Source organism: Halomonas sp. SIMBA_159 (assembly GCF_046536035.1).
Classification (GTDB): Bacteria; Pseudomonadota; Gammaproteobacteria; order Pseudomonadales; family Halomonadaceae; genus Vreelandella; species Vreelandella venusta_A.
This window is the reverse complement of record NZ_JAWJBT010000205.1, coordinates 1-345: the sequence shown is the minus strand read 5'-3', so window position 1 is coordinate 345 and position 345 is coordinate 1. Positions and strand designations below refer to the sequence as shown.

The 345-nt window shown below is 63.8% G+C and carries 1 protein-coding gene; it reads left to right on the top strand.

Annotated features, from left to right (window positions below; translation table 11 throughout):
* On the top strand, nucleotides 1-345 hold a 345-nt coding region (locus tag R0J87_RS19005; RefSeq protein ID WP_498888176.1), incomplete at both ends, for a proton-conducting transporter transmembrane domain-containing protein.

Here is a 345-nt window from a genome sequence, read left to right as displayed (position 1 = left end):
GCAGCATCATGGGCGGCACTTATTCCATCCGCGAATTGATTGCACAGGCACCGGAACTCGCACAGCATGATTTCTTCATATGGGCTTTAGTCCTTGTGCTGCTCGGTGCGTTCACGAAGTCAGCACAGTTCCCGTTCTATATCTGGCTGCCGGACGCGATGGAGGGCCCGACGCCGGTCTCCGCGCGGATCCACGCCGCCACGATGGTGACCGCCGGCGTCTTCATGCTGTGCGGCCTGTCGCCGGCGCTCGCGTACGCGACGGTCGCGCTCGACGTGATCGGGGTGGTGGGCGCTGCGACCGCCTTCTTCGCCGCGACGATCGGCATGGCGCAGAACGACATCA